Raw genomic sequence first — 26,087 nt, 5'->3', positions numbered from 1 at the left:
AAGGTGTCGGAGCATCAGCAGGACCAGCGGAAGCCCTACTTCTTCTTCAGCTACGCGCGTCGCGACTACGAGGCCGAGGACGCCTTCGTCGACCAGTTCTTCAACGACCTGAGGGACGAACTCGGCCGGATCGAGTCGGCCGCCCGGGCCGACGAGATCGCCTACCGCGACACCGAACAGCTGCGCCTCGGCGACGAGTGGGCCCAGCAGCTGGCCCGGATGCTCGGCCGCAGCCGGACCATGGTCGCGCTCTACTCCCCCGCCTACTTCGCCAGCCTCTACTGCGGCAAGGAGTGGACCGCCTTCCGCGGCAGGGTCCGGCGCCACCAGGAGGAGCACGGCGAGCTGATCCCGGCCCTCGTCCCGGTGCTCTGGGAGCCCGTCGCGCCCGGGGAGCTGGCCGAGGAGGTCACCAAGATCCAGTGGGCCCAGCCGGACATGGGCGAGGCCTACGCCCGCTACGGGCTGCGCGCCCTGCTGCGCACCGGGCCGCAGGGCGACGCCTACCTCCAGGTCGTCCGGGTGGTCGCCGAACGCGTCCGGGCCGCGGCCGCGCGGCGGCTCACCGAACTCGCCGACTTCGACCTCGGCGCCGTGCGCGGCTACTTCCCCGGGCCCGCCCCCATCGAGCCGGCGCCCAGCCCCGGGATGGTCCGGCTCTTCATCGCCGCCGGCCAGGCCTCCGACGCCGCCGCCGCGGGCGGCTCCTATGCCGGCGGCTGGTACGGGGCCAAGCCCTGGCACTGGGCGCCCTACCACCCGCCCGTCCGGCCCTCCCTGGCCGCGCGCGCCCAGCAGGTGATCACCGCGGCCGGGCACACCACCACCCTGGAGGAGATCGGCGCCGGCCTCGGCGAGAAGCTCGACCAGGCCCGTGAGGACAGCCAGGTCAGCGTCCTGCTGGTGGACCCGTGGGTGGCCGCCGCCGACCGCTACCGCTCCGCGCTGCGCGAGTACGACGACCACAACCACCCGGTCACCGGCGTGATGGTCCCCGACGGCAGCGGCGACCCGGGCGACGGGCCGGAGCACGACGCGCTGTGGGCCGGCGTGCGCGGCGTGTTCCGCCGCAACTGGCTGCGCCGGAGCGACCCGGAGCACTTGTTCCGGGTCAAAGTGAACCGGGAGAGTTTCGACACCGACCTCACCATCATGGTGACGGTCGCCCAGAACAAGCTCATGGACGACAACTTCGATTGGGAGGACGATGGCGGCGGAGCCGCGTTCGGCCTCGGCCCCGACGGCGGGAGCGGCCCGGCGATGCCCGGGCTGTCCGCCCCGCCCGCCCCGCGGGGCCCGCGCCACGACCCGATCGCCCGACCCGACCCGCTCCCGGGCCGGGACGACGTGCCCAGACCGCGCCGCAGCCAGGACGAGGCGGAGCCGCTGAGGGGAGACCAGGACGATGATCACTGAGCCCGGTGCAGAGCGGGAGCGCGGCGGACCGGGATCGGTCGTCACGTTCTACTCCTTCAAGGGCGGCACCGGCCGGACCATGGCCCTGGCCAACGTCGGCTGGATCCTCGCCAGCCGGGGCCTGCGGGTGCTGGTCGTCGACTGGGACCTGGAGGCGCCCGGCCTCCACCGCTACTACCACCCGCTGCTGGTCGACCCCGAACTGCACTCCACCGAGGGCCTGATCGACCTGCTGCGCTCCTACGTCCGGCAGGCCCTGCCCTCCGCCCTCGGACCGACCGGCCTGCCCCCGGCGGCCTGGCTGGACGAACCCGGCCGGCTGGACGGCTACATCTGCGGCCTCGCCCTCGACCTGCCCCCGGGCGGGCGGCTCGACTTCCTGCCCGCAGGCCGGCAGAACGCCGCCTACGCCGCCGCCGTCACCAGCTTCAACTGGCGCAGCTTCTACCACGGCCGGGACATCCGCGGCGGCGAGTTCCTGCGCGAACTGCGCGAACGCTGGGCGCGCGGCTACGACTACGTGCTCATCGACAGCCGCACCGGCGTCAGCGACACCTCCGGCATCTGCACCGTCCTGATGCCCGACACCGTCGTCGACTGCTTCACCTTCAGCGCCCAGAACATCCGCGGCGGCGTCGACGCCGCCCGCGCCATCGCCGAGGCCGAGGAACGGGCCATCCGGGTCCTGCCGGTGCCGATGCGGGTCGAGGACGCCGAGCAGGAGCGCCTGGAGGCCGGCCGCGACTACGCCCGGGAGTCCTTCGCGCCCTACCTCGGCCGCTGGCTGAGCGCCGACCGGCGGGCCGGCTACTGGGCCGACGTCGAGGTGCCGTACAAGCCCTTCTACGCCTACGAGGAGGTGCCCGCCACCGTCGCCGACCGCCCGCAGGAGGCACGCAGCCTGCTCAACGCCTTCGAACGGCTGGCCGGGTGGATCACCGACGGGCGGGTCCGCACCCTGCGACCGCTCACCTCCGAGACCCGCCGCCGGCTCTACGGCGCCTACCTGCGCTCCGCCCGCGCGGTGCCCCGCCAGGTGTTCGTCAGCTACGCGCCCGAGGACCGGATGTGGGCCGAGTGGGCGGCCGGCACCCTCACCCGCTTCGGCTACCAGGCCTCGCTGCACAACGCGGCCGATCCGTACACCGGAAACCGGCCGCCGGAGGTCACCGGGCCGCTCGACGGCCAGGGCAGGCTGCTCGCCCTGCTCTCGCCCGAGTACACCGCGCTCGCCCGCGCCACCGAGGTCTGGCAGCTGCTGAACGGACGCGAACTCGCCTCCGGCTCACCGGCACTGGTCGCCCTGCGGCTGCAGGACTCGGACGAGCCGGTGCCCCGCCCGTTCGTCGGCCAGGCCGCGCCCGACCTGGTCCGCTCCTCGGCCGTGGCCGCCGAGTCCCAGCTCTACGGCGAGCTCGGCCCGCCCCCCGGCGGCACCCGCCAGGGCGACTCCGACAGCGGTGAGTTCGCCGCCCCCGCCCGCTTCCCCGGGACCGCCCCGCAGGTCCAGGAGGCGCCTTCGCGCAACGCCTCCTTCATCGGCCGCGGCAAGCTGCTCGAACTCCTCCGCAACCGCTTCACCGGCGGCCCCGCCGCGGTGCTCAGCCAGGTCCTCTACGGCTTCGGCGGCGCCGGAAAGTCGCAGATCGCCGCGGAGTACGCGCACCGCTTCAAGGCCGCCTACGACGTGGTCTGGTGGGTGCCCGCCGAGGAGCCCGCCAACATCCCGCAGAAGCTCGCCGAACTCGCCCCCCGGCTCGGCGTGCCGAGCAGCGACGACGTCGCCCACACCGCGGCGGCGGTACTCGACGCGCTGCGCCGCGGCCACCCCTACCGGCGCTGGCTGCTCGTCTTCGACAACGCCGGCACCCCGGAGGAGCTCGCGCCCTGGCAGCCGGCCGGTTCCTCCGGCAGGCACGTGCTGATCACCTCCCGCAACCAGGGCTGGGCCCGGCACGCCGGTCTCGTCGAGGTCGACGTCTTCCTCCGCGAGGAGAGCGTCCGGCTGCTGCGCCGCTTCAACGGCGGCCTCTCCCCGGAGGACGCCGACCAGGTCGCGCAGCGGCTCGGCGACCTGCCGCTCGCCGTCGGCCAGGCCGCGGTCTGGCTCCAGGAGACGTCGATGCCGATCGCCACCTACCTGGAACTGCTCGACGAAGAGCTCACCGAGATGCTCGAACGCACCCGGCTGCGCACCGCCGACTACCCGCACTCCGCCGCCGCGACCTGGCGCATCTCGGTCGAGGAACTGCGCCGGATGAACGCCCCGGCCGCCCAGATCCTGGAGATCTGCGCCTTCTTCGGGCCCGACGCCATCCCGATGCGGCTGCTCTACAGCCGGGCCGTCACCCGGGCCCTGCGGCTGCCCCCGCGCGCGCCCCGCGACAAGCTCGCGATCGGCGAGTTCCTGCGCGCCATCAACCGGTTCGGGCTCGCCCGCACCGACCAGGGCAGCGAGACCATCACCGTGCACCGGCTGGTCCAGGCGGTGCTCCGGGACCAGGTCGAGGAGGAGCGCCGGGCCGAACTGCGCGCCGTCGTGCACGCCGCGCTGGCCACCGCCAACCCCGGCGACCCGGACGTCCCCGCCAACTGGTCCGAGTACGCCGAACTCCTGCCCCACCTCTGGCCGTCCGGCGCCGTCGACAGCGCCGACGAGGACGTCCGGCAGTGGATCATCGACTCGGTCCGCTACCAGTGGAAGCGCAGCCTGCACGAGTCCGGCCGGGAGCTCGCCGAACGCACCCTCGAGCACTGGCGCCGGGACGGCTACGGCGGCCCCGGCTTCGACGCCGACAACGACGCCCAGACCCTCATGCTGCGGACCCAGCTGAGCAACATCCGCCGCTCCCAGGGCGCCCTCCAGGAGGCGTACGAGATGGACCGCGACATCCTGGAGCGGTTCACCGCCACCCTCGGCCCCGAGCACTCGCACACCCTCGCCGTCGCCAACAGCCTCGGCGCCGACCTGCGCTTCCTCGGCCGCTACGACGAGGCCCGGGCGCTGGACCGGCGCACCCTGGACGCCGCCCGGCGCACCCTCGGCCCGGACCACCCGCGCACCCTGATGATCACCAACAACCTGGCCGTCTCCGACTACCTGGCCGGCGACCGCCGGGCCGCCCTCGAACGCCACCGCAGCAACTACCTCCAGCAGCGCGACGCCCTCGGCGCGCACAGCCTCTACGCCCTCTCCTCGGCCAGCAACTACGCCCGCGACCTGCGCGAGACCGGTCGGCTCCGGGAGGCGCTGGACCTGCTGGAGGAGACCGTCCGGATCTACCAGCAGACCATCGGCGACGCCCACACCGACACCCTTCGCGCCCGCAAGAACCTCGCGGTGGCACTGCGCCGGGCCGGCCGCTACAACGAGGCCCTGGAGATCGACGAGGACATCTACCAGCGCTACCTGGACATCAACGGCGCCGAACACCCCGACACCCTCGCCGCCGCCACCAACCTGGCCAGCGACCTCAACGCCCTCGGCGACACCGACCGGGCCATCCCGCTCGCCGAACGGGCTCTCGCCCGCTACCGCGACTACCTGGGCGAGAACCACCCGGTGACGCTCGCCGGCGCCAACAACCTCTCGGTCTACCTGCGGCTGGCCGGCCGCGCCACCGAGGCCCGCGAGCTGTCCGGGCGGACCCTGGCACAGTTCCGCACCGTCCTCGGCGACCACCACCTCTACATCCCGATCGCGATGATGAACCACGCCAACGACCTCGCCCTGGCCGGGGAGACCGAGGCGGCCCTCGCCGTGGAGCAGGAGGCGGCGCCGCTGATGACGGCGACCCTCGGCCCCGACCACTACGACTCCATCGGGATCAACTCCAACCTCTCGTTGTCCCTGGCCGCGGTCGGGCTGACCGAACGGGCCGCCGAGCTGCGCGCGGACTGCATCCGCCGGGCCCGGGTGACCCTCGGGGAGGAGCACCCGACGACGGTGGCGGTGAAGGCCGGGCACCGGCTCGACTCCGACGTCGAACCCCCGCACGTGTGACGGCCGGTCCGGTGCCGGGGGCCCGGCGCCGGGCCTCCTCGTGCGGATCCCCGCCGGATCCGGCGAATCCGGGGGAGAGGACCTAGGCTCACCCGCATGGTGCCGTTCCGGCAGTTCCTGCTGAAGATCCACAGCCGGTGCAACCTGGCCTGCGACTACTGCTACATGTACGAGGCCGCGGACCAGGGTTGGCGCGACCGGCCGCGGCGGATGGCGCTGCCGACGGTCCGCCGGACCGCCCGGCGGATCGCCGAGCACGCGGCCGAGCACGGGCTCGACGAGGTCGCCGTGGTGCTGCACGGCGGCGAGCCGCTGCTCGTCGGCGCGGGCCACCTGGACGCCCTGCTGGGCGAGTTGGCCGCGGCCGTGCCGCGGATCCGGTTCAGCCTGCAGACCAACGGGCTGCGGCTGCTGGACGAGCCCGCGCTGCTCGACGTGCTGCACCGGTACCGGGTCGCGGTCGGGGTGTCGCTCGACGGCACCCGGGCCGACCACGACCGGCACCGGCTGCTGCCCTCCGGCCGGGGCAGCTGGGACCGCACGGCCGAGGCGGTGCGGCTGCTCGGCTCGGCCGAGCACCGGGAGCTGTTCGCCGGACTGCTCTGCGTCGTCGACCTGCGGGCCGACCCGGTGGCCACCTACGAGGCGCTGCTGGAGTTCGCGCCGCCCCGGCTCGACCTGCTGCTGCCGCACGCGACCTGGGCCGCCCAGCCGTCCGGGGTGCGGCGGGAGCCGCCCTCCGCGCCGCCCTCCGGCACGGAGCCGGCGCCCTACGGGGAGTGGCTGATCGCGGCCTTCGACCGCTGGTACGGCGCCCCCCGGCGGGAGACCGGCGTGCGGCTGTTCGAGGAACTGGCCGTGCTGCTGCTCGGCGGCCGGGCGGCCAGCGAGGCGGTCGGGCTGGCGCCGGTCGACCTCGTCGTGGTCGAGGCGGACGGCACGATCGAGCAGGCGGACAGCCTCAAGGTGGCCTTCGACGGGGCCGCCGGGACGGGCCTGGACGTCCGGCGGCACGGCTTCACCGAGGCGGCGGCGCACCCGGCGTTCCGGGCCCGTCAGCGGGGGCTCGCCGGGCTCGGCCCGGTCTGCGCCGGCTGCCCGCTGGCCCGGGTCTGCGGCGGGGGGCTCTACGCGCACCGGTACGCGGCCGGGGGCGGCGGCGGTGCGGGCGGTGGCGGCGGCGCGGGCGGTGCGGCAGTGGGCGTCGGAGGGGGTGCGGCAGGGGGCGCCGGCGGGGGCTTCACTCACCCGTCCGTGTACTGCGCGGACCTGGATCGGCTGATCCGCCACATCGCGGGGAGACTGCGGGCGGACCTGGCCGGAGCGGCCGGGGCGAGGGCCCGACGGGCCCAGCGGACCTAGCGGGCCCAGCGGACCCAGCAGACCTAGCGGAAGGACGACCGGTGGCGGGTACGGACGAGGCGGTGGCGGCCGGAGTGCCGGGCGCGCGCGGGGCGGACGGGCTGCCCCGCCACGGGCTGGACCGGGCGACGTTCCGGGCGATCGCGGCCGCCCGCGGCGGAGCGGAGGCCGTCCGACCGCTGCGTGCCGGGCAGTTGAGCAAGCGGGCGCTGCTGCTGCTGGCGCTGCGGCGGGCCGCTCCGGACGACGAGGGCTACCGCGCGGCGTACGGCGAGGTGCGGGAGCTGCAGCGGGCCGACCGGGCGCGGTGGGAGGAGGTGCTGCTGCGGCCCGAGTTGGACGCCTGGGCGGCGGACTGCCTGCGCGGCCTCGCCGCCGGGGAACGCGTTCCGCTGGACGGGCTGGCCGCGTTCCTCCGGGCCGGGCCGGGCGCCGCGCTCGCGCTGGAGTGCGACGGGCTGCGCTGGAGCCCGGTGATCGACCACGCCGGGCCGCGCCGGGTGGACTACGGGCGGCCGCCGGCCGGTCCGCTCGGAGCGGCGGAACTCGGCCTCTGGGAGGATCAGTTGGAACGGGCCTGGCGGATCCTGGTGCGCCGGCACCCCGGGTACGCGCGGGCCGTCGCGGCCTGCGTGGGGGTGATCGTGCCGTTGCGCCCGGCCCCGGGCGGGGTGGCGGTCAGTGCCGCCGCCCGGCGGGCCTACGGCGGGGTGGCGGCCTCGCTGCCGGGCGATCCGGTGCTGCTGGCGCTGGCCCTGGTGCACGAGTTCCTGCACGTCCAACTCGGCGCCCTGCTCGACCTGGTGCCGCTGCACCTGCCCAACGGCGCGGCCGTCTACCACGCCCCCTGGCGGCCCGACCTGCGCCCGGTCGGCGCGCTGCTGCAGGGGACGTACGCCCACTTGGGGGTCGCGGACTTCTGGTGCGCCGAGGCGGGCTCGGGGGAGGGCGACCGGGCCCGGGCACGGCGGGAGTTCGACTGCTGGCGGGAGCACACCGTCGCGGCCGCGGGTACGCTCCTGGGGAGTGGTGAACTGACGCCCGACGGGACGGAGTTCACGGCCGAGCTGGCACGGGCGGCTGGTGCCCTGGGGGTCGCCGGCTGAGCCCGGGCGGGGCGGCGGGCCCAGGCGGGGCGCCGGGTCCGGGCGGGGCGGCAGCGGCGTCGGCGGCGGGCTTCGCGGCCGCGGTGGTGGCCGTGGGTGGTGGCCGCCCGCCCGGGGCGTGCGCCGGTCGCCCCGCGGCGGCGGTGCGGGGTGGCGGGCCGGCCTGGCGGACGCGCTTCGGCGCGCGCCAGGGCGAAGCGCGCGACCGCTGAACGGGTGAATTTTTGGGGTTGTGGAGGCTCCCGCAGGGCGCGGAGCGGCAGGGGAAGCGAAGTTGAGACCTCGATGCGCCGTCTTCGGGTGCGCCGGAGCCTTATCGTGGTGCCACTCAATCTTGGGTGGTTTCTCTTCCCACCCTCGGCCGTGCCTAACCGTGCATAAGGAAACGAATATGACAGCGGTAACCAGCACCCTGCCGGCCGGCAACCTGACTGACCCTCAGGAAGCCCCGGAGCGCCTCTCCCTCGCTGATCTGGCCGCACTGGGCGCGGAGGAGATCGCCGACCAGCTGCGCCGCGCGCTCCCCGGCGCGGACTCCGGTCTCGTACCGGTCGCGGCCTTCAACTCGTCGATCTGACCTGCTCCGTAGACTCGAACGGGATCCCAGACCGAGCTTCGACCGAACCAGATCCATGACGACGCGAATTCCGCTGCCCCTCACGCAATTCGTGATCAAGATGCACAGCCGGTGCGACCTCGCATGCGACCACTGCTACGTCTACGAGCACGCCGACAGCAGCTGGCGCAGCCGACCCAAGGTCGTCGGTGACGAGATCCTGGCCAAGGCCGCCGAACGCATCGGCGAGCACGCGGCCACCCACCGGCTGCCCGTCGTCCGGGTCGTCCTGCACGGGGGAGAGCCCCTGCTCGCCGGCCCGGAACGGCTCCGCCGTGCCGTCACGACGCTCCGCTCGGCGCTCCCGCCCGGCTGCGTCCTCGACGCCCGCATCCACACCAACGGCGTGCTGCTCAGCCGTGCCTTCTGCGACCTGTTCGCCGAGACGGGCGTCAAGGTCGGCATCTCCCTGGACGGCGACAAGGCCGCCAACGACCGCCACCGGCGCTTCGCCGACGGGCGCAGCAGCCACCCGCAGGTCCTGCGGGCCGTCGCGCTGCTGCGCGAACCCGCCTACCGGCACCTCTACGCCGGGCTGCTGTGCACCGTCGACGTGGAGAACGACCCGGTCGCCGTGTACGGCGCGCTGGCCGCACTGGAACCCCCCGCGGTCGACTTCCTGCTCCCGCACGCGACCTGGGACGAGCCGCCGAAACGTCCCGCCGCCCTGGGGGGGACCCCGTACGCCGACTGGCTGCTCGCCGTCCACAGGCTGTGGGAAACCGGCGGCCGGCCCTTCGCCGTGCGCACCTTCGAATCCGTCCACCGCACCCGGCGCGGCCTCTCCAGCCTCACCGAGTCCCTCGGGCTGGAACCCTCCGACCTGGCCGTCCTGGAGACGGACGGGACCTTCGAGCAGGCCGACAGCCTGAAGACCGCCTACGACGGCGCGCCCGCCACCGGCCTCAACGTCTTCGAGCACAGCCTCGACGACCTCGCCCGGCACCCCGGCATCGCCGCCCGCCAGTCCGGCCTCGCCGGGCTCGCCGCACAGTGCCGCGCCTGCCCCGTCGTGCGCTCCTGCGGAGGCGGTCTGTACGCCCACCGCTACCGGAGCGACGATGAGGGGGGCGGCTTCGACCATCCCTCCGTCTACTGCGGGGACCTCATGACCCTGATCAACGGCATCTCGGCCCACGGCGCTCCGGCGGCGGTGCCGGCGCAGAGCGGCGAACCCGTGCTGCCGACCGCGCTCACCCCGCCGCAACTCGACGAACTCGCCCGGGGGTACGGCGGCGCGGACACCGTGCGCGCCCTCACCCGCTCCCAACTCGCCCTCACCCGGGCCATGCTGGCCGCCGCCTGGGACGCCTCCGGGCAGTCCCGGGGCGAGGCGTGGTCCCTGCTCGCCGCCCTCGACACGGCCGCCCCGGCCGCCGTCGACGCCGTCCTCGCCCACCCGTACGCCCGCGCCTGGGCCGCCCGCCGGCTCGCCGGGGACCTCGGCACCGACCTCGGACCGCTCGCCGCCCTCGCCGCGGCCGCCGCCGTGCGGGCCGGCCGCGGGGACTCCGTCGCCGTACCGGTGCGCGACGGGTGGCTGCACCTGCCGACCCTCGGACGGATCGCGCTGCCCGCCGGGGAGGCGGTCGTCACGGGCACGGCCGAGGGCCTCACCGTGCGGGCGGCCGACGGCACGGTGCGCACGGTGCTGGACGAACCGCTGCGGAGCGTCCGGCTCGCCGGGGGGTGGACCGTCCGGCTGGAGGACGTCGACCCGCTGCGGGACAGCCACGACCACCCCGTGTCCGGCCGCCTCACCGACGCCGAACTGCTCGACTGGACGGGCGCGTTGCGCGAGGCCTGGGAGCTGCTCGGCCGGGACCTGCCCGGCTACGCGGACGGCGTCCGGGCCGGCCTCGGCACCGTCACCCCGCTGCGCCCCGGGCCGGCCGGACGGGACGTCAGCTCGGCCGCCCGCCAGGCCTTCGGTGCCGTCGCCATCGCCCGGCCCGCCACCGCACCCACCCTCGCCCTGCTGCTCGCCCACGAGTTCCAGCACGTGAAACTCGGCGCCGTCCTCGACGTGCTGGACCTGTTCGACCGCGGCGACGCTACGCTCTACCTCGCCCCCTGGCGGCCCGACCCCCGGCCGCTCGAAGGGCTCTTCCAAGGCACCTACGCCCACCTGGCCGTCACCGAGTACTGGGGAACCCGCGCACTCGCGTACGACGGTCTGCCGGGCGAGGCCGCGGACCGGGCGCGGCGCGAGTTCGCGCTCTGGCGGCGGTACACCGCCGAAGCCGTCGAGCGGCTGGCCGGCTCCGGATCGCTGACCGCGGCCGGCTCGCGGTTCGCCGACGGCATGCGCGAGACCGTCACCCCGTGGCTCGCCGTGCCGCTGCCCGCCGCCGCCGAACGGGCCGCCGACCGCGCCCGGCGGGAACGCGCCGCCACCTGACCACACCAGCCCGCCTCGGGACACCCTCACCCGGGGCCCAACCCCGGGGAACCGTCATCCTGACCGAATCCCGCGCCGGCAGCGTCGCCGCCGCGCTCTCCCGCCGGAAACTCGTCCACGACCTCGTCCGGCTCGGCGTCCGCCCGGGCACGGTGCTGCACGTCCAGGCCTCCCTGCGGGCCCTCGGCCCGGTGGACGGCGGCGCCGACACCGTGGTGGACGCCCTGCTCGACGTGCTCGGCGACCGGGGCACCCTGGTCGCCTACACCGCCACGCCCGAGAACTCCGCCACCTCGCGGATCCACAAGGCCGCCACCGCCGGGCTCTCCCCGGCCGAGGTGACCGCCTACCAGGCCCGGATGCCGCCCTTCGACCCCGACGCCACGCCCTGCTCGACGACCATGGGGGCCCTCTCCGAGACCGTCCGCACCCGCCCGGGCGCGCTGCGCAGCAGCCACCCGCAGACCTCCTGGGCCGCCCTCGGGCGGCACGCCCGCGAGATCACCCACGACCACCCCCTCACCTCCCACCTGGGCCCCGCGTCCCCCCTCGGGCGCCTCTACGACCTCGACGCGCGGGTGCTGATGCTCGGCGTCCCGATGTCCCGCTTCACCGCCTTCCACCTCGCCGACCAGCGGATGCCCGACGTCCCGCTGCGGGAGTACCACTGCGCTGGCCCGGACGGCTGGATCACCTTCAAGGCCCCCGACCTGGACGACCTCCACTTCGGCTCCCTGGGTGAACGTTTCCTCGCGGAGGCCCGGCAGGTCACCACCGGCCGCATCGGCGGTGCCGACTGCCGCCTCGTCCCGGTCCGCGAGGCCGTCGACCTCGCCGAACACCTCCTCCGCCGGCACCGCTAGGCGGCACGCCCGTCCGGGCCTGCCCCCGTGCGGCCGTGCGCCCGTGCGCAGGAAGTCGGTCCGGCCGACTTCCTGCGCGCCCGCGGTCGTCGGGCATGTCCATGTCGTCGGACCGGGCCCCGCCCGCGGGCCCGGCGGGCCCGGGACGTAGGATCCGCGGGGTTGGTCACTCCACGAAGGGTTCGGCGTGAGCGTCAAGCGGGTTGCTGTTGCGGGTGTCGTCGTGGTCGCGCTGGGTGCGGTCGCCGCGTGCGGGGGAGGCGACACGGCGGGGAGTGCGGCGAGCGCCAGTCCGAGCGCGAGCGCGAGCGCGGAGCGGCTGGAGTCGGCGACCGGCGGGACGATCCTGGAGAAGGCGCACAAGGAGTTCGCTCAGGCGAAGTCGGTGAAGATCACCGGGAGTTCGGTGGAAGGGGGCCAGAAGGTCGCCTTCACGGCGTCGGCCGCGGCCAACGGCGACTGCGCGGGGACCTTCGACTTCGGGGCGGACGGCAAGGCCGAGATCCTGCGGACCGCGGGGCAGACCCTGGTCAAGGAGGACGCCGCACTGCTCGCCAAGCTGACCGGCGCCGCCGGGGCGGAGCTGGGCAAGGGCCGGTGGATCCGGGCCAAGGCGGGCGACGACCTGTCCGTCGTCGGGGCCTTCTGCGACCTGAAGGGCACCCCGGTGTTCGGCGACGGCGACTGGTACAAGCTGGTCAACTCGGACGGCGCCCAGACGGTGAACGGGCAGAAGACGGTGGCGATCTTCTCGGGCTCGCAGGACGGCGGCAGCTACCGGGGGTACGTCGCCGTGGAGGGCCCGGCGCGACCTGTCCGGGTCGAGTCGATGCGCCTGGAGGGGGCCACGGACGGCGTGACGATGGACTTCTCCGACTACGACGCGCCCGTCACCGTCACGATGCCGCCCGCCGACCAGATCATCGACTTGTCGACGATCAAGAAGTCCTAGCGCGACCGCGGTCGACCGCACGTCGGACCGCCATCGTTTCGGTCATGTCAATTCGTGCGAGTCGTTGTGCTATTCCCCTGGGGCGTCAGTCGTTCCTACACTGAAGCCCCGCGCACGGGGGCTGCGGGAACCAGGTTGCCGACGGGCCCGGGGGAGGCGCGTGTGAACGACCGTGGCTGGGACGAGGACGACGCCCGGCCGTACTTCTTCCTCTCCTACGCGCACACCCCGAAGGCCGGCGCCCGCGGGGCCGGCGACCCGAACCACTGGGTGCGCCAGCTGTACCGGGACCTCTGCGAGGCGGTCCTGCAGCTGACCACGGTGCCGGCCGGGGTGCCCGTCGGGTTCATGGACGAGTCCATGCACCAGGGCGAGTTGTGGGCCGAGCGGCTGGCCGACGAGCTGGCGACCTGCCGGGTCTTCGTGCCGCTGTACTCGCCGCGGTACTTCAACAGCGTCCCGTGCGGCCAGGAGTGGCACGCCTTCACCCGCCGCCCGGTGTACCCGGCGACGATGGACTCGGAGCGCACCAGTGGCATCGTGCCGGTGCTCTGGGCGCCGATGAGCCGCTACCGGCTGCCCGGGGTGGCCGGTGAACTGCAGTTCAACCACGCGAGTTTCGGGCCGGACTACGCCACCGAGGGCCTGTACGCGCTGATGAAGCTCAGCTACTTCCGCTCCGCCTACGAACTGGCCGTGCACCGGCTGGCCGCGCGGATCGTGCAGGTGGCCGAGGAGACGGTGATCCCGGTCGGGCGGCGCCTCGACTTCAACGGGCTGCCCAGCGCGTTCAACGTCACCGCGCCGACGAAGCAGTTGCGGATCTCGGTGCTCGCCTACCACCAGGGCGAGCTGCCGGCCGACCGCAACCCCGACTTCTACGGCGCCCGGCGCACCGACTGGCACCCGTACCGGCCGGCCGGGTCGCCGATCGCGCAGCACGCGGTGCGGCTGGCGCGGCAGTTGGGGTTCCAGCCGACCGTGCACGAGTTCGACGAGGAGGTCGAGTCGATCATCGGCGGCGACGCCGCCGCACCCGGCCTCCTGCTGCTGGACCGCTGGGCGCTGTGCGACCCGGACCGCCGCGAGCTCGTCCGCCGCTTCGACCGCTCCGACGCCACCTGGGTGAGCGTCCTGGAGCCGTGGAACACCGAGGACCCCGAGTGCGAGGAACGCGGCGGCGAACTCGGCGACCTGAGCGACCAGACGCTGCGCATCACCCGGCGGGCGAGCCGCCCCAGCTTCCTCGGCGTCACCGGCCCGACCGGGCTCAACACCCTGGAGGACTTCGACGACGCACTGCCCCGGGCCGCCATGAAGGCCAAGTACGCCTTCGAGGGGCGCACCCGCGCCGAACCGGAGGACCCGGCGCCGCCCCGGCCCAGCCTGCGGGACGCGTTCCGGCGCGGTCCGGGCGCGGGGCCCGCCGGCCACCCGGACCGCTACGGCCACGACGACCACCCTGACCGTGACGACGGCGATGACCCCGATGACGGGATGGCGCCCGTGGGAGGATTCAGATGAGCGAGAACCGCACCAGGAACCTCCGCGTCGGCGGCCTCACCGCCGCCGAACTGGCCGCGCAGCGCGAGTCCGCGCAACGCGAGGCCCTGCGCCACGGCGGGGAGCAGGACCGCAACGGCCGGATCATCACCTTCTACTCGTACAAGGGCGGCACCGGCCGCACCATGGCGCTCGCCAACACCGCCTGGATCCTGGCGGCGAACGGCTTCCGGGTGCTCACCGTCGACTGGGACCTGGAGGCGCCGGGCCTGGCCAAGTTCTTCCACCCCTTCCTCGACCCGGCCTCGCTCGCGGGCACCACCGGGATGATGGACCTGATCGCCGAGTACCGGGAGGAGGCGCTGCGCCCGGTCGAGCACGCCGAGGGCTGGCACCTGGACTTCGCCCGGGTGCACCCGCACGCGCTGTCGTTGTCCTGGCCGCTGTTCCCGGCCGGAGGCAGCCTGGACTTCCTCTCCGCGGGCCAGTTCAACCGGGACTACTCCGAGGCCGTCACCCACCTGGACTGGGACATCTTCTACGACCGCTTCGACGGCGGGCAGTTCTTCGACGCGCTCAAGGCCGACATGAGCAAGCGCTACGACTACGTGCTGATCGACTCCCGCACCGGCCTGTCCGACATCGCCGAGATCTGCACCGTGCAGATGCCCGACGACCTGGTGGTCTGCTTCACCCTGAGCGACCAGTCCATCGACGGCGCCTCGCGGATCGCCCAGCACATCCACGACCGCTACCGCGAGCGCGGCATCCGCATCCTGCCCGTCCCGATGCGCATCGACGAGGGCGAGAAGGAGAAGGCCGACGCCGGCCGGGCGCTCGCCAGGGTCCGCTTCGACGGCCTGCCGGTCGGCCTGAACGGCGAGGAACTCGCGCAGTACTGGGGCTCGGTGGAGATCCCGTACCGGCCGTTCTACGCCTACGAGGAGATCCTCGCCACCTTCGGCGACCAGACCGGCACCCCCACCTCGATGCTGGCCGCCTGCGAGCGGCTCACCTCGATGATCACCGAGGGCCGGGTCAACTCGCTGCCCTCGCTCGACGAGGAGCTGCGGCTGCGCTACGTGGACGCGTTCACCCGCCGCCGCCCGTCCGTGCCCGCCGACCTCTACCTCTCCTACGTGCCCGAGGACCGGATGTGGGCGGACTGGATCGAGTCCGTGCTCACCCGGGCCGGCTTCCGGGTGCTGCCGCGCGACCTGAGCGCCGGCACCGACCCGCGGGAGGAGACCGAGCGCGGCATCGACGCCGCCTACCGCACGGTCGCCGTGCTCTCGCCCGCCTACCAGCGCTCCCCGCAGGCCCGGGCGCTCTGGGAGTCCGTGGTCAGCTCCGACCCGTCCGGCACCCGCCGCCAGCTCGTCCCGGTCCGGGTCGGCGACGTCCGGCTGACCGCGCCGTTCAGCAACCGCAACCCGGTCGACCTGGTGGGCCGCGACGAGGCGCAGTCCGTGCAGACCCTGCTGCGCGCGCTCGGCCGCGGCGACGTCGCGCTGACCGAGTCCAATGGCGGCGGTCCGCGCTTCCCCGGCAGCAAGCCCGCGGTGTGGGACGTGCCGCCGCGCAACCCCTCCTTCACCGGCCGCGCCGCCGTCCTGGAACAGCTGCGCAACCAGCTGCGCGGCGGCATGGCGGCCGTGCTGCCCACCCCGCAGACCCTGTACGGGCTGGGCGGCGTCGGCAAGACCCAGGTCGCGCTGGAGTACGCGCACCGCTTCATGTCCGACTACGACCTGGTGTGGTGGATCGACGCCGAGCAGACCGAACTCGTCGCCCCCGCGCTGGCCGACCTGGCCCGCCGGCTGGGCCTGCGGGTCGGCGACTCGGTGACCGAGGCCGCCGAGGCCGCCCGGGAGGCGCTGCGGCGCGGCGTCCCGACCCAGCGCTGGCTGCTGATCTTCGACAACGCCGACGAGCCGTCCGAGATCCGCCGCTTCTTCCCCGGCGGCTCCGGCCACATCCTGGTCACCTCCCGCAACCAGGCCTGGACCGGGCACGCCGAGGCCCTGGAGGTGGACGTCTTCACCCGCGGCGAGAGCGTCGAGCACCTGTGCCGGCGGGCCCGCGGACTGTCCCGCCCGGACGCCGACCGGGTCGCCGAGGCCGTCGGCGACCTGCCGCTCGCCGTCGAGGTCGCGGCCGCCTGGCTGGACACCACCGGCACCCCGGTGGAGACCTACGTCGCCCAGCTGCACGCCGAGGCCGCCCGCGCGCTGGCTGTGGCCCGGCCCGCCGACTACCCGACGCCGGTCGGCGCCACCTGGAACGTGTCGATCGGACGGCTGCGCCAGCAGTCCCCGGCCGCCGTGCGGCTGCTCCAGCTCTGCGCGTTCTTCGCGCCCGAGCCGATCTCGATGAACCTCTTCTACAGCGACCAGATGATCCGGGCGCTGGTGAAGTACGACGCCGACCTCAGCGACAAGTTCATGCTGGGCAAGGTGATCCAGGCGATCGGCCGGTACGCGCTGGCCAAGGTCGACGCTGGCAGCAACAGCTTCCAGGTGCACCGGCTCGTCCAGGCGGTGATCCGCGCCGAGATGACCGACGAGGAGCAGGAGGTCGCCGTCCACGAGGTGCACCGCATCCTCACCGGCGCCCGGCCCGTCCTCGGCGACACCGACGACCCCGCCAACTGGCCAGCCTTCGACGAGATCTGGCCGCACCTGTCGCCGTCCAAGGCGCACAACTGCGACGAGGCCGACACCCGCCAGCTGCTCATCGACCGCGTCCGCTACCTCTGGAAGCGCGGCGAGCTCGACCGTGCCCGCGACCTCGGCCACGCGCTCGACGACGAGTGGACCCGCAAGCTCGGCGAGGACGACCGGCAGACCCTGCTGCTGCGCTTCCAGCTCGCCAACGTGCTGCGTTCCCAGGGCAGTTACGCGGAGGCGCTGGCCCTGGACGAGGCCACCCTGGAACGCCAGCGGGTGCTGCTCGGCGAGCACCACCCCTACACCCTGATGACCGCGGGCTCGCTCGGCGCCGACCGCCGCGCGCTCGGCCGGTTCCAGGCCGCGCTCGACCTCGACCGGGAGATCCTCGACCAGTTCCGCGAGCTGTTCGGCGACGACAACCCGCGCACCCTGTCGATGGCGAACAACCTGGCCATCGACTACCGGCTGGTCGGCGAGAGCGAGGCCGCCCGCGAACTCGACCAGGAGACCCTCGACCGGCGCACCGCCGTCCTGGGCCCCAAGCACCCCTACACGCTGATCACCAAGTCCGCCCTGGCCCGGGACCTGCGCGAACTCGGCGACTACCGCGGCTCCGCGGACCTGCTGCAGGAGGTCACCGCGGACTTCGGCGACGGGCTGGACCCGGGCCTGCCCGAGAGCCTGCGCAACGCCAAGTCGCTGGCCGTCTCGCTGCGCCGGATGGGCCAGCTCGCCGAGGCCCGCCGGATCACCAAGGAGACCTACGAGCGCTACCTGGAGCGCTACGGGGCCGACGCGCCCGACGCGCTCGCCTGCGCGCTCAACCTGGCCGCCGACCACAGCGCCTCCGGCGACAAGGAGGCCGCCCGGGACCTCTGCGCCACCGTGTTCGAGGGCCACCGGCGGCTGTTCGGCGACGAGCACCCGTTCACCCTGGCCTGCGCCAACAACCTGGGCATCTACCTGCGCGGCAGCGGCGACATCCAGGGCGCCATCGAGCGCGGCCTGGCCACCGTCCGGGGCCTGACCGACTCGGTCGGGCCGGAGCACCCGTACACCCTCAACGCGATGATCAACCTGGCGAACGCCTACGGCGACGACGGCCAGATCGGCCTCGCCGAGGAGCTCGGCCGGGCCGCCTACCAGGGCCTCTGCGACCGCTACACGCCCCGGCACCCGGACGCCGTCGCCTGCGAGGCCAACCTGGCGATCACCCTGCGCGCGGCCAACCGGCACACCCAGGCGGCCGAACTGCGGGCCCGCGCGATCGCCGAACTGATCCGGCAGTTCGGCGAGGAACACCCCAACACGGTGTCCGCCCGGGGCTGGAAGCGGATCAACCGCGACCTGGAACCGCAGCCGGTGTGACCGGCCCGGCACCGGGGGCCGGGTACGCTGCCGACCCATGGAGCAGCTCCCGCCCCCGGTCCTGGTCACCCGCCGCCTCGCGCCCGGGGTGATCGAACGGCTCACCGCGCACCACGCCGTCACCTGCCACGACTCCGACGAGGCGATGGACCGGGCCGGGCTGCTGGCCGCCGTCCGCGGCCGGCGGGCCGTGCTCACCACCCTCGACGACCGGGTGGACGGCGAGTTCCTGGACGCCGCCGGGCCGTCCCTCGCCATCGTGGCCAACCACGCGGTGGGGTACCACAACATCGACCTGGCCGCCTGCGCCGAACGCGGCGTCCTGGTCTCCCACACCCCCGGGGTGCTCACCACCGCCACCGCCGACATGGCCTGGGCGCTGCTGCTGGCCGCCACCCGCAGGCTCGGCGAGGGCGAGCGCCTGCTGCGCTCCGGCAGCCCCTGGACCTGGGCGCCGAACTTCCTGCTCGGCATGGAACTGGCCGGCACCCCGCTCGGCGTGCTCGGCATGGGCCGGATCGGGCAGGCGGTGGCCCGCCGGGCCCGCGCCTTCGACATGCCCGTCAGCTACCACAACCGCCGCGAACTCCCGCCCGAGCAGGCCGACGGCGCCGCCTGGCTGCCGCTCGAGGAGCTGCTCGCCGCCTCCACCGTGCTGGTCGTCACCGCCCCGCTCAGCGCCGCCACCCGGCACCTCCTGGACGCCCGCCGGCTCGCCCTGCTGCCGCGCGGCGCCGTGGTGGTCAGCATGACCGCCGGGGTGGTGGACGAGGAGGCGCTCGCCGCCGCGCTGGAGTCCGGGGCGCTGTTCGCCGCGGCCGTGGACAACTTCGAGCACGAGCCGGCCGTCCCGTCCGCGCTGCTCGCCCAGGAGCGCGCGGTGCTCGCACCCCACCTGGGCAGCGCCACGGTCCGCACCCGGCAGGCGATGGGCGGCCTGGCGGTGGACAACGTGCTCGCCGTCCTCGGCGGGGGAGCGCCGGTCACCCCGGTGCCGGCCTGACGGGTGCCCGGCCCGGCGGGCACGGCCCCCTGGCGGGCACGGTCCCCGGCGGGTGCGGCCCCGACCGGGTCGGGGATCAGCCGGCCGCCCAGGCCAGGGCGGTGGTGAGCACCCGGAACGCCCCGAAGTGCGCGGCGCCGGGCTCCAGGAAGAGCTCGGCGCCCGGGATGTGGTCGGCCAGCCAGCGGGAGTGCTCGACCGGCGAGAACTGGTCGTCGGCGCCGTGCCACAGCCAGGCCGGCACCGCGACGTCCTCGACCTTGAACCCCCAGTCGGCGGTGAAGGCCAGCACGTCGTCGATCCAGCCGTCGGCGCCGTGCCGGAACGCCTCCCGGTAGTTGCTCTGCAGCATCCGCCGCAGCCCGCTGTCGGCCACCACCTCCCGGTCGGCGGGCGACAGTTCGGGCCGCAGGCCGTTCAGCAGCCGCACCGGGTCGTCCTTGATCTGGCGGGAGCGGAACTCCATCGCGTCGGCGATCCGGCCGTGCCCGCGCTCGGCCTCCTGGTAGGCGTGCACGTTGGACGGGGTCATCCCCGCGTACCAGTCCAGGCCGGCCGCGTTGTGCGGGGCCAGCCCGACCAGCACCGCCACCCGGCTGACCCGCTCCGGCAGCAGCGCCGCGCAGGCCAGCGCGTGGGGTCCGCCACCGGAGCGGCCGAGCACCGCGAAGCCGTCCAGGCCCAGGTCGTCCGCGATGGTCCGCACGTCGGCCGCCGCGGCGCTCACCCGGCGGCCGAACAGCCGGGTGGAGTCGCCGTAGCCGGGCCGGTCGTAGGAGATCAGCCGGACGCCCAGCCGGTACAGCACGGTGCTGCGCGGGTGCGGCCCGACCCGGCTGCCGGGCATGCCGTGCAGCAGGAAGACCGGACGCCCGCGGGGGTCGCCCAGCGACTCCACGGCGAGCGCGCGGCCGTCCGCCGCCTTGACCATCCGTAACGACACCTGCGGCCTCCTCAGTGGTCCCGGTCGGTGGTGGTGCGGATCTCCCGGCGGGCCTGCCAGGTGGTGTGCTCGCGGGACACCGCGTCCTCGGCGTCCCGGGCCAGCCTGGCCCAGAGCTCCTCGGCGTCGTCCGAGGCCACGTCCAGCGCGGCCAGTTGGCGCCGGATCAGGTCCAGCTCGTCGGCGGCCAGCCCGTAGGCGGCGGCGAGCGGGCGGTACTGGCGCAGCTGGGCCCACGCGGTCACCGAGGCGGCCACCGCCGAGACCGTGCCCAGCGCGTCGTAGCCGAACGCGCCGAGCGCCCGCAGCACCGCGAGCACCAGCCCGAGCGCCGGGAGCACCACGCCCAGCACCCCGGCCACGTCGCCCGCCCGCGCGCAGTACCGGGCCTTGGCGCGGTACCAGTCGTGTTGGACCTGGATCCGTTCCCGCAGGTACACCTCGCGGCGCACCGCCAGCGGCTGCTCGCGCAGCCCGCGCATCGCCGCCGTGATGCCGGCCGGTCCGGCGGGATCGGCGGGGTCGGCGGGATCCGGGGCGTCGGCGGGATCCGGGGGCCGCTCCGCCGTCGCGACGGCCACCGGGCCGCCCCGGAAGGCGCCCAGCACCCGGTCGAGCTGGAAGCGGTAGAGGCCCTCGGCGTCCGGCAGGCTGCGCGGCGGCGGCTGGAAGGCGTCCGCCCGGACGGCGAACTTCCAGGCCAGCGTCTTGACCGACTCGGCGGCGGCCCGGCCCTCGTACCAGAGGCCCTGCGGGTTCTGCCGGCTGATCACCACCGCGAGGACGATCGCCCCCAGGTAGGCGACGGCCGCCGGCCAGGCCCACGGGGCGCCGTCGGCCGACCCGGTCGCGGCGGCGGCGACCAGCAGGAGCAGCTCCCAGGCCGAGAGCAGCACCGAGCGGCGCTGGCCGCGCAGCGAGGCCGCGTCGGCGGTCCAGAAGAACTCCGGCAGCAGCTCCCGCTCGCGCACCCGCCCCGCCCGTTCCGCCCCAGACGCCATGCTCGGCCCCCACCCGTCGCTCCGGTCGCACCGCTGTCCTGCCCCGGGCGGCTTCCCGGTACGCCTGGCCCGGTCCGGGGCGGCCCGCAATGGCCGGGAAGCCCCGGTGGTTGTCCGGGCCGGGTGCGTCCGGTGGCCGGACGGACACTCCGTGTCGCGGGGGGTGCCGGTGGCGGTCGGTAGGTGTACGGCCGGCGGTCAGTAGGTGTAGAGGATCCGGTCGGCGTTGTCGGCCATCTGCTTGGCGTTCCACTCGGTGCCGCCCGGGACGTTCCCGGACCGGAACAGCGGCGGGGCGGCGGCGGTGCCGGCGGCCGCCGCGTCGGCCAGCCGGCCGACCGCGGAGGCGACCACGGCCTGCATCAGCGCGCTGGTCACGATGGTGGAGACCGGGCCGAAGGTGGTCTCCGCGGCCGGGTGGGTCAGCTCGCCGTCGCCGACCGCGATCTTGTTGTCCAGCACCACGTCGCAGTGGTCCTTGAGGTAGCTGCCGGACGGGTGCGCCGAGGGCACCTCGCCCGGGTAGGCGAGCGAGGTCACCCCGACCACCTTGAGGCCGCGCTCCCGGGCGTACCGGGCCAGCTCGACCGGCATCACCTGGCGGCCGGACAACGAGATCACGAACAGCAGGTCGCCGCCGCTGGCCGGGGTCAGGTCCAGCGTGGTGGTGGCCAGCCCGGAGACCCGCTCCAGCGCGCTGGACAGCGGCGCGGGCATCACCGTCACCCCGGCCATCCCCGGGACGTTCAGCAGGTTCACCGGGACCAGCCCGCCGGCCCGGTACACCACGTCCTGGGCGGCCAGCGCGGAGTGCCCGGCACCGAAGGTGAACACCCGGCGGCCCTCGGCGATCGCCTCGGCGAGCAGCTCCGCGGCGGCCTCGATGCCCTCGGCCTCCTCCTCGCGGACCCGCTGGAGGTGGGCGATCGCGGCGTCGAAGTACCGGCCGACCAGGTCGTTCATCTGTTGCCTCCGCTCTCTGCCGGTGGGTGAGCCGGCCGGGTGGGGCGGCCGGAGTGGTCCGCACCGCCAGTGGAGAAAGCTACGGCGAGCACCGTGGCGCCCCGGCGGCACCGCTGTCAACAGGAACGAAAACCGCTCACCGGAACCCCCGTGCGGGCCCGGTTGTCGGTCCGGTAGGTCAGAATTGGCGGTGAGGACACCGAAGAACGGAGCCAGCGGCGATGTCTGGGCTGATCGACACCACTGAGATGTACCTTCGCACCATCCTGGAACTGGAGGAAGAGGGCATCGTCCCGATGCGTGCCCGGATCGCCGAGCGACTGGAGCAGAGCGGCCCGACGGTCAGCCAGACGGTCGGCCGGATGGAGCGGGACGGGCTGCTCCAGGTCGCCGGGGACCGCCACCTCGAACTCACCGAGGACGGCCGCCGGCTCGCCGTGCGCGTGATGCGCAAGCACCGGATCGCCGAGTGCCTGCTCGTCGACGTGATCGGCCTGGAGTGGGAGCAGGTGCACGAGGAGGCCTGCCGCTGGGAGCACGTGATGAGCGAGACGGTCGAGCGCAAGGTGCTCGCGATGCTCGGCCACCCGACCCAGTCCCCGTACGGCAACCCGATCCCGGGCCTCGACGAGCTGGGCGACGCCAAGGCCGAGGGCGAGGGCTTCGACGCGGCGCTCGTCCCGCTGGACACCGTCCGCCCGGGCGACGAGGGCGCCAGCGTCGTGGTCCGCCGGATCGGCGAGCCGATCCAGACGGACGGCGAGCTGATGCGCACGCTGCGCCGGGCCGGGGTCCGGCCGGGCTCCACCGTGCAGGTCAGCGCCGGCGTCGGCGGGGTGCTCGTCGGCACCGGCGAGAACGCGGCCGAGATCGGCAAGGACATCGCCCAGCACGTGTTCGTCGCCCAGGCCTGAGGCGCCCCCCCGGGACGCCCGCCGGTCACCCGGCCGGAGGCGTCGGCCGGAGCGCACCGAACGGCGCCGGGCACAACGAGAGGGCCCGCTGCTCCCCGTGCAGCGGGCCCTCTCGCCCTCCCCGTCCCTCCCGTCCCCTCCGCTCCCTCCCGTCCCCTCCACCGCCCCGCCCGGCTTCCCCGTCCGAGCGCTCCCTCCGGCGTCCCCTCGCACCGCAAATCCTCCCCTCGGCCGATCATGGCAATCCTTGAGCGTTGTCACTCGTCCGAGGGGCTTTCGCCGTTGACCAGCGGGTAGACCGAGGCCTTATCCGCCCCTGCGTGTGACGGGCCCCGTCTCCGGTGGGAGACGGGGCCCGTCAGTCGCGCGCGGGGTGTCGCGCGTCGCGCGCCCTCACCCGATAGGCGTAGGGCCGCCGTTCCGCGGGCGGTGGACCGCCGCGTCCGTCCGGCGTACCGCCGCCACGCCAGACCGGCGCGGCGGCCCGGTGCACCGGGGCTCCGAACCGGCTCAGCGCACCGCGGCCGGCTGGGCGGGCTGGGGCCGGGCGGCGGCCGGCGCCTCGCGCCCGCAGGCGTAGGCGAGCGGGCTGATCAGCTCGGCGGCGTCCGGCAGCCAGCGGTTGAGCGCCGAGGGCGAGCGGGCCCACTGCGCGTAGCCGGTGCCCCCGATCCGGGACGGCGGGGCGACCGTCCAGTCCCCCTCGCCGCGGGCGACCAGGTCCAGCCGCCCGGGCGGCCAGCCGAGCTTGCGGAGCATCTCCGGCAGCTTGGCCGCGACCCCGGGCAGCACCAGGAAGTGCAGCCGCCGACCGATCCGGCCGGGCGCGGCGGGCAGCACCGCCACCGGGCCCAGCTGCAGGTCCATCCGCTCCATCCGCGCCAGTGCCAGGCACCCGGCCGTCTCCGGGACGTCCAGGACGTCGAAGGACCGGCCGGTGGGCAGCAGGATCGAGGCCTGCGGCCGCTCGGTCCACCAGCGCCGCACCGCGCCGGGCCCCGCGCTCGCCTTGCGGGCCCAGTCCGCGTCCAGCGGGTGGGCCCCCGGCAGCGGGCAGCGCGGGTCGCCGCAGGAGCAGCGGGCGGGCCCGTCGCCGTCGATCAGCCAGGCACCCGGGGCCACCTCCCAGTGGCGGGTCTCGGCGTAGCCGACGGCTTCGATGAGCAGCGGGGGCAGTCCGGCGTTCTTGCCCTGGTCGGGGGAGTCGGGGATGTCTTCCACGCGCTGCTCAACTACCGTGTGTGAGGCTGGTTACGGCCCGGTGCCAGCCGGTTGGGCGCATCCCGGCAATGTCACCCGATCCGGTTACCCGACCGAGTTGGGGCGGGCGGGGGTGGGCGCAGTGGGGGCGCACGGGAGCATTTCCCAGGGCGCGTGGGGGGTGCGGTTCGTCACCGTGGGTATCCCGCTGGCGTTGCTGATCGCTAACCTTGTGTCAGATTCCTTGGACGGTCGGACAGTCGGCAACAGATCAGCAGAAGCGTCGCCCGCCGGCCGGGACCGGAGGGTGTGGGGAGGCGAAGCCCAATGGCCGCGAGACCACTCGTCGCACGACAGCCCAACGAGCGTCTGCAGCAACTGATCCAGGAGGCCAGCTGCTCCAACGCGGGCCTCGCCCGCAGGGTCAACCTCTGCGGCGCCGAACACGGCCTGGACCTGCGCTACGACAAGACCTCCGTCGCCCGCTGGCTGCGCGGGCAGCAGCCGCGCGGGCAGGCGCCGGCCGTGATCGCCGAGGCGCTCGGCCGCAAGCTCGGCCGCAGCGTGTCGGTCGAGGAGATCGGCATGGCGGACGGCAAGAACCTCAGCTCCGGCATCGGGCTGCAGTTCGCGCCGACCCTGAACGCCGCGCTGGAACAGGTCTGCGAGCTGTGGCGCAGCGACGTCGGCCGGCGGGACTTCCTGACCGGGGCGACGGTCGCGGCCTCCGCCCTGGTGGAGCCCAGCCGCGACTGGCTGATCACCCCGCCCGACCCGGTGGTGGCCCGTACCGGCGGCCCCCGGGTGGGCCCGACCGACGTGGCCGCGATCAAGGCCACCACCACCATGCTGGTCGACCTGGACCACCGCTTCGGCAGCGGTCACGTCCGCCCGGTCGTGGTGCACTACCTCAACTCGGTGGTCTCCAGCCTGCTCGGCGGCGCCTACCGGGAGGAGACCGGGCGCCAACTCTTCGCCGCCGTGGCCAGGTTGACGGAACTGGCCGGCTACATGGCGGTGGACACCGGGCAGCCCGGGCTGGCCCAGCGGTACTACATCCAGGCGCTGCGCCTCGCCCAGGCGGCCGACGACCGCGGCTACGGCGGCTACGTGCTGGCGGCCTCCATGAGCCACCTGGCGGCCACCCTCGGCAACCCGCGGGAGATCGCCCAGCTCGCCCGCGCCGCCCAGGAGGGCGCCCGCACGGTGGCCACCCCGACGGCGATGGCCATGTTCTACGCCGCCGAGGCCCGCGGCCACGCCCTGCTCGGGGACGCCCGCTCCTGCGAGGCGGTCGCGGCCAAGGCGCTGGAGATGATGGAGAAGCGCCGCCCGGAGGACGACCCGGACTGGATCGTCCACTTCGACGACGCCTACCTGGCGGACGAACTGGCCCACTGCCACCGCGACCTGGAACAGGCGGGGCAGGCCGAGCACTACGCCCGCCGGGCGCTCGACCTGCACCCGCCGACCCGGGTCCGCCGCCGCGCGGTCGACCTCGTGCTGCTCGCCACCGCGCAGCTGCAGCAGCGGGACCTCGAGCGGGCCTGCGAGACGGGGGCACAGGCGGTCCGGCTGCTGAGCGGGCTGCGGTCCAACCGCGGCGTGGAGTACCTGGACGAGTTCCGGCGCCGCCTGGAGCCGTACCGGGAGCAGCGGGTGGTCCGTGAGTTCCACGCCCGGGCGGACGCGGAGGCCGCCTAGGGGCAATGCCGGTGACTTAATTCGTGTCTCGCTGGCTGATCGTGACTGTTGCTGGTTGTGGTGGTGGCCAGTTGCGGTGTTGGGCGCGTTTGAGGGG

Annotated in this window: 17 protein-coding genes; 13 read left to right on the top strand and 4 right to left on the bottom strand. The window is 74.6% G+C overall.

Translation table 11 applies throughout. From position 1 onward, the window contains the following. The first annotated feature begins 3 nt into the window (after window positions 1-3). The 11 genes from ACIRS1_RS33435 (at window position 4) to ACIRS1_RS33385 (ending at window position 19,265) form a co-directional block, all read left to right on the top strand. The gene (locus ACIRS1_RS33435; protein WP_402845923.1) at window positions 4-1,416 is read left to right on the top strand and encodes a TIR-like protein FxsC; all 1,413 of its coding nucleotides are present in this window, start codon (window positions 4-6) and stop codon (window positions 1,414-1,416) included. After that, on the top strand, window positions 1,406-5,419 hold the full coding sequence (gene fxsT / locus ACIRS1_RS33430) for an FxSxx-COOH system tetratricopeptide repeat protein (RefSeq protein ID WP_402845921.1): 4,014 nt from the start codon (window positions 1,406-1,408) through the stop codon (window positions 5,417-5,419). Before ACIRS1_RS33435 ends, fxsT (ACIRS1_RS33430) begins: the two co-directional genes overlap by 11 nt. 96 nt (window positions 5,420-5,515) lie before the next feature. Further along, window positions 5,516-6,781 (top strand): FxsB family cyclophane-forming radical SAM/SPASM peptide maturase, encoded by a 1,266-nt coding sequence (locus tag ACIRS1_RS33425; RefSeq protein WP_402845919.1) that lies wholly within the window; start codon window positions 5,516-5,518, stop codon window positions 6,779-6,781. 41 nt (window positions 6,782-6,822) lie between these two features. Next, window positions 6,823-7,887 carry an aKG-HExxH-type peptide beta-hydroxylase gene (locus ACIRS1_RS33420; RefSeq protein ID WP_402845917.1) on the top strand — a complete coding sequence of 355 codons (1,065 nt, stop codon included), beginning with the start codon at window positions 6,823-6,825 and terminating at the stop codon, window positions 7,885-7,887. Window positions 7,888-8,278: 391 nt separating this feature from the next. Continuing rightward, window positions 8,279-8,464, top strand: coding sequence for an FxSxx-COOH cyclophane-containing RiPP peptide (gene fxsA, locus ACIRS1_RS33415; RefSeq protein WP_360212546.1), 186 nt, complete (start codon window positions 8,279-8,281; stop codon window positions 8,462-8,464). Between the two features lie 55 nt (window positions 8,465-8,519). Then, window positions 8,520-10,904 carry an FxsB family cyclophane-forming radical SAM/SPASM peptide maturase gene (locus ACIRS1_RS33410; protein WP_402845914.1) on the top strand — a complete coding sequence of 795 codons (2,385 nt, stop codon included), beginning with the start codon at window positions 8,520-8,522 and terminating at the stop codon, window positions 10,902-10,904. Next, complete coding sequence (locus tag ACIRS1_RS33405) at window positions 10,829-11,767, top strand: aminoglycoside N(3)-acetyltransferase (RefSeq protein ID WP_402845912.1); 939 nt, start codon at window positions 10,829-10,831, stop codon at window positions 11,765-11,767. The genes ACIRS1_RS33410 and ACIRS1_RS33405 overlap by 76 nt, the downstream gene beginning before the upstream one ends. A 187-nt stretch (window positions 11,768-11,954) precedes the next feature. Beyond that, on the top strand, window positions 11,955-12,719 hold the full coding sequence (locus ACIRS1_RS33400) for a hypothetical protein (protein WP_402845911.1): 765 nt from the start codon (window positions 11,955-11,957) through the stop codon (window positions 12,717-12,719). A 162-nt stretch (window positions 12,720-12,881) separates the two neighbouring features. Beyond that, window positions 12,882-14,243 (top strand): TIR-like protein FxsC, encoded by a 1,362-nt coding sequence (locus tag ACIRS1_RS33395; RefSeq protein ID WP_360212538.1) that lies wholly within the window; start codon window positions 12,882-12,884, stop codon window positions 14,241-14,243. Then, window positions 14,240-18,262, top strand: a complete 4,023-nt coding sequence (gene fxsT, locus ACIRS1_RS33390; RefSeq protein ID WP_402845909.1) for an FxSxx-COOH system tetratricopeptide repeat protein — start codon at window positions 14,240-14,242, stop codon at window positions 18,260-18,262. The genes ACIRS1_RS33395 and fxsT (ACIRS1_RS33390) overlap by 4 nt, the downstream gene beginning before the upstream one ends. A 37-nt stretch (window positions 18,263-18,299) precedes the next feature. Further along, window positions 18,300-19,265 (top strand): D-glycerate dehydrogenase, encoded by a 966-nt coding sequence (locus tag ACIRS1_RS33385; RefSeq protein WP_360212536.1) that lies wholly within the window; start codon window positions 18,300-18,302, stop codon window positions 19,263-19,265. 76 nt (window positions 19,266-19,341) lie between these two features. Here the strand turns inward: ACIRS1_RS33385 and ACIRS1_RS33380 are convergent, their stop codons facing one another. From ACIRS1_RS33380 to ACIRS1_RS33370, 3 genes are all read right to left on the bottom strand, one after another. Then, window positions 19,342-20,196: an alpha/beta fold hydrolase gene (locus ACIRS1_RS33380; RefSeq protein WP_402845988.1), complete on the bottom strand. Its 855-nt coding sequence runs from the start codon at window positions 20,194-20,196 to the stop codon at window positions 19,342-19,344. Window positions 20,197-20,219: 23 nt separating this feature from the next. After that, complete coding sequence (locus ACIRS1_RS33375; RefSeq protein ID WP_402845907.1) at window positions 20,220-21,209, bottom strand: DUF4231 domain-containing protein; 990 nt, start codon at window positions 21,207-21,209, stop codon at window positions 20,220-20,222. A gap of 198 nt (window positions 21,210-21,407) precedes the next feature. Continuing rightward, the gene (locus tag ACIRS1_RS33370; protein ID WP_402845905.1) at window positions 21,408-22,172 is read right to left on the bottom strand and encodes a sugar isomerase domain-containing protein; all 765 of its coding nucleotides are present in this window, start codon (window positions 22,170-22,172) and stop codon (window positions 21,408-21,410) included. Between the two features lie 221 nt (window positions 22,173-22,393). Between ACIRS1_RS33370 and ACIRS1_RS33365 the strand changes: the two genes are divergently transcribed. Then, window positions 22,394-23,086: a metal-dependent transcriptional regulator gene (locus tag ACIRS1_RS33365; RefSeq protein ID WP_402845903.1), complete on the top strand. Its 693-nt coding sequence runs from the start codon at window positions 22,394-22,396 to the stop codon at window positions 23,084-23,086. A 510-nt stretch (window positions 23,087-23,596) separates the two neighbouring features. Here ACIRS1_RS33365 and ACIRS1_RS33360 read toward each other — a convergent pair. Further along, window positions 23,597-24,307: a bifunctional DNA primase/polymerase gene (locus ACIRS1_RS33360; protein ID WP_387900838.1), complete on the bottom strand. Its 711-nt coding sequence runs from the start codon at window positions 24,305-24,307 to the stop codon at window positions 23,597-23,599. A gap of 306 nt (window positions 24,308-24,613) precedes the next feature. Here ACIRS1_RS33360 and ACIRS1_RS33355 point away from each other — a divergent pair, with 306 nt between their 5' ends. Beyond that, a complete protein-coding gene (locus tag ACIRS1_RS33355) occupies window positions 24,614-25,990 on the top strand; it encodes a transcriptional regulator (protein WP_360212528.1) in 1,377 nt (458 codons plus the stop codon). The last annotated feature ends 97 nt before the right edge of the window (window positions 25,991-26,087 follow it).

The organism is Kitasatospora sp. NPDC101176, assembly GCF_044768035.1.
In the GTDB taxonomy this organism is placed as follows: Bacteria; Actinomycetota; Actinomycetes; order Streptomycetales; family Streptomycetaceae; genus Kitasatospora.
Note: the sequence above shows the minus strand (reverse complement) of the source record. Positions and strands in the feature narration are given on the sequence as shown.